We start from the raw sequence: 3,330 nt of genomic DNA, 5'->3' as shown, positions 1-3,330 counted from the left end.
CCACAACAAGGTCAAGCCCAAAACTGCCAAAGCCTGCAATCTCATGGTCGGCATCCTTTCCTTGACCTCACTCGCTTCGCGTCCTACTTCGCCGCCGAAGCAAGGGAGATCACCACACAGCTTTTGCCCGTCGGCAGGAGAAGCGCTTCACCGGCATTGCCGCCGAGCTCGTAGACCTCGACCTGCCCAAGATGGTCGGTGATCTTGCTGCCCTGCGGCAGGATGGATGCGATGTCGGCGCACGGGCTGGCGAATGGCGCCACCCGCACCATCGCCCCTTCGCAACCCGTGGCGGTGGGCGATGCGAAGACGATGCCGGCGGCCGGTCCGCTATAGCGTTCCGACGCATAGTCCATGCCGACAAAGGCCTGGATGGCGTGCTTGTCGGCGGCCTGGTCGTTCCACAGGGATTTGACGCTGTATTTCGTGCCGGTCGTCAGGATCTGTCCGAGCACTGGATAGACGGTCGAGCAGGCCTGCACACCGGCCTGCTTGACATGCTCGAGGAAGGGCGTGTCCGGAAGCACGGGGGCCGCCGCTGTTGCTGCAGGTGCGGCCGTCGCGCCGCCGACCAGATTGGCGACCGCGGCGTAATTCCCGGCGGCGAAGCCAAGCCCCGCCACGACCAATCCCAGCAGTGAATATCCGGCCGCGCGTGGCCAGCGCCTTGGGGGCTCGGCCCGCCTCTGCCGATCCGCCTCGACGCTAGGAGTGCGTTTGGCGGACGTGAACTGGTCCTGCTGGCTCATGGTGGCGCCTCGGTTATTTGAGTGGTGAAAGGGCGTCTGACAGCCCCTTGAGCGTTGCGGTAACGGTGATCGTCTGCCCATCGACCGTCGAGTAGGAGATCGCCGGCGTCGCGTTCTGCGATATCTGCCGGCGCATGACGGGGCCGACCGGCAACATGCCGACACAGACCATTTCGTTGCAGCCGTTCAGCTGCACGTCGATCGGCTGCTTCTGTCCATCGAATTTCACGGACACCAGGCCATCGCTCCTGGCGTTCGGGGCGGTGCGCAGGATCATGTACGGCTTGCCGTCCTGGGTGGCGGCAAGCGACCAGCTGAAGGCCATCTTGCCGGACGCGTCCTCGATGATCTGCGAGACGTTGCAGACCTTCTTGCGGGCTTTGAGGTTCTCGTCGCAGATCAGCGTCCAGTTGTCGAATGGGCGTATGGTGCGCTGGTAGTCTCCGAGCTTCACCTCGGGCGGGAGCACCACGTCCGAAGGCTTGATCCTGTAGGTCGGCGCAACCTGCCCGGCGGCCGGCACGAGGCCGCCGCAAAGCGCCAGGCAGGTCAGGGCAACAAGTCCTTTCATCCCTGCCTCAGTTCAAGGTGAAGCTGATGCCGGCGCCGACGCCGACATGCCCACCCGCTGCCGTGCCCGACAGGTTGCCGCGGATGCGGCCGTCCTCGCTGGTGTAGCCCGCACCGAAGGCGAATGCGCCTGCGTCGCGCCAGAGGCCGCCACCCGCCGCGACGCTCAGCTTTCCGGGCCGGTCGTCGTAGCGCAGCGAGGCGGCGGCGAGGCCTATCGCGGCCGCCTGCCGGGCCTCGTCGCGGATGCCGTTGATGTCCGAATTGAGCTGGCCGAGCTTCTGGTCGGTATAGTCGTTGGCCTGCTGCAGGGTCGTGGCGGCTACCTTGTCGGTGTAGTCGTTGGACGTATCGATAGCGTAAGCCACGCGGTTGTCCGTATAGCTCTTGCCGGCGGTCAGGCCCTGGTTCATCTGGTCGACATTGACCGCATCGGTCCCTTTGACGCCGGGGCCGACATTGGAGATGACGACCGGCGCGTTGACGTCGCCACCCTGCAGCGTGATGGTGTTCGACTTGACGCCGCCCGGGGCGTCATAGGTCACCGCGTTCTGGGTGAGGTTTCCGACGCCGGCTTTCAAATCCTCGATCGCCGTGTTGGTGGCGTAGAGCTGCGAGCCGTTGATCGCATCCGTGCTGCCGGCATCGACGCGCCCGGCGGCGACATTGGTGATCGTCCGCTCGGCGCCGGCATCGCCGACGCTGACGGTTCCGGTCGGAGTCGTTCCGGCGAAGGTGTAGGTCTTGCCGCCGATGACGGTGCTGGAGGTGCCGACGGCTGTCTGCGTCACCGAGCCGGAGCCGAGCGCCACATCGTTGGCGTTGTTGGCCTGCGCACCCTGGCCGAGCGCGACGGCGCCCGCCCCGGTAGCCGTCGAGCCATGGCCCGCAGCCACGCTCTCGGCGCCGCTCGCCACGCTTTCCGGCCCGATCGCCACCGCGTTGGTGCCGCCGGCGATGCTGTCGGCCAGCGTCGAATTGGCGTGGAAGTATTTGATGCCGCCGCCATTGCTGATGGTGGTCAGGGCATTGTCGACGGCCGTCAGGCCGTCATAGACGGTCGAGTAGTTGTTGCCCTGGATAGTGTAGGTCGGGCCGGTGATCGAGCCGTCGGGATTGATCGTGGTAACGCCGCCGAACAGGTCGGTGACGTTTTTCGTCACGCCGCGCAACTGCGAGACGTTGACGCCGTCGGTGTCGGCCGAGCCCGCCGCGACATTGGTCAGCTTGCGTTCGGCCCCGGCGGCGCCGATCGACACCTCGCCGACCGAGGTCTGCGGACCGGCGAGCGCGAAGGCCGTGTAGCCGGCCTGCGCGCCGACCGTGGTGATGGATTGCGCACCGAGCGCCACGCTGTTGATGAAGGTGCTCTGGGCGCCGGCGCCGAGCGCCACCGACTGGACCCCGGACGCCAGCGAATTGGTGCCGAGCGCCAGGCCGTCGGCCAGCAACACATGGGCGTTCTGGCCGATGGCCGTTCCGCCGGGCGCTGTCAGGTCGACGATGGCGCCGTTGCCGATGCCGATGCCATTGTCGCCGTTGACGACAGTCGTCGGGCCGACCGCGACCGATTCCGCGCCGACCGCGAGCGAGTCGCCCGCCGCCGAATTGGCGTGGAAGTATTTCGTCGAGGTAACCGATACGGCAGCGATGGCGCCGGCGAGCTGGCGCACCGTCACTGCGTCCTGGTCCTGCGTGCCGTCGGCCACGTTGGTGATCTGCCGGTAGGAGTTGACATCGCCGACCGAAACGGCGCCGAGCAGCGTCTTGTCGCTCGTGTTGTACTGGATGAAGTTGGACGGACCGGCCGCGATCTGGCCGGTGGCCGGAGCGATCGCGCGATCGGAGATCGAACCCGAGCCCAGCGCCACGCTGCCGTCGATGCTGGCCTTGCTGTCGCGGCCGAGCGACAGCGCGCTGATGCCGGTCGCGGTCGCATTGTAACCGACCGCTGTGGACCCGACGCCTTGGGCGAAGGAATCGGTCTGCGCCAGCCCGGCCTCGTTGGTGC

At 66.8% G+C, this 3,330-nt stretch carries 3 protein-coding genes; all 3 read right to left on the bottom strand.

Features of this window, described 5'->3' with window-relative positions:
- Window positions 1-83: 83 nt before the first annotated feature.
- Window positions 84-749, bottom strand: a complete 666-nt coding sequence (locus EN914_RS29105; protein WP_024502657.1) for a hypothetical protein — start codon at window positions 747-749, stop codon at window positions 84-86.
- A gap of 13 nt (window positions 750-762) precedes the next feature.
- A complete protein-coding gene (locus EN914_RS29100) occupies window positions 763-1,320 on the bottom strand; it encodes an invasion associated locus B family protein (protein WP_024502658.1) in 558 nt (185 codons plus the stop codon).
- A gap of 7 nt (window positions 1,321-1,327) precedes the next feature.
- On the bottom strand, window positions 1,328-3,330 hold a 2,003-nt coding region (locus tag EN914_RS29095; RefSeq protein WP_206527265.1), incomplete at its 5' end, for a YadA-like family protein.

This window comes from Mesorhizobium sp. M7A.F.Ca.CA.001.08.2.1 (assembly GCF_003998455.1).
Taxonomy (GTDB): Bacteria; Pseudomonadota; Alphaproteobacteria; order Rhizobiales; family Rhizobiaceae; genus Mesorhizobium; species Mesorhizobium ciceri.
The sequence above is the reverse complement of the archived record's forward strand: the minus strand, read 5'-3'. Positions and strand labels throughout refer to the sequence as shown.

What these genes read in the sequence shown, in the direction of transcription:
- EN914_RS29100 (WP_024502658.1), bottom strand. Translation starts at nt 1,320, where the DNA reads ATGAAAGGACTTGTTGCCCTGACCTGCCTGGCGCTTTGCGGCGGCCTC.
- EN914_RS29105 (WP_024502657.1), bottom strand. Translation starts at nt 749, where the DNA reads ATGAGCCAGCAGGACCAGTTCACGTCCGCCAAACGCACTCCTAGCGTC.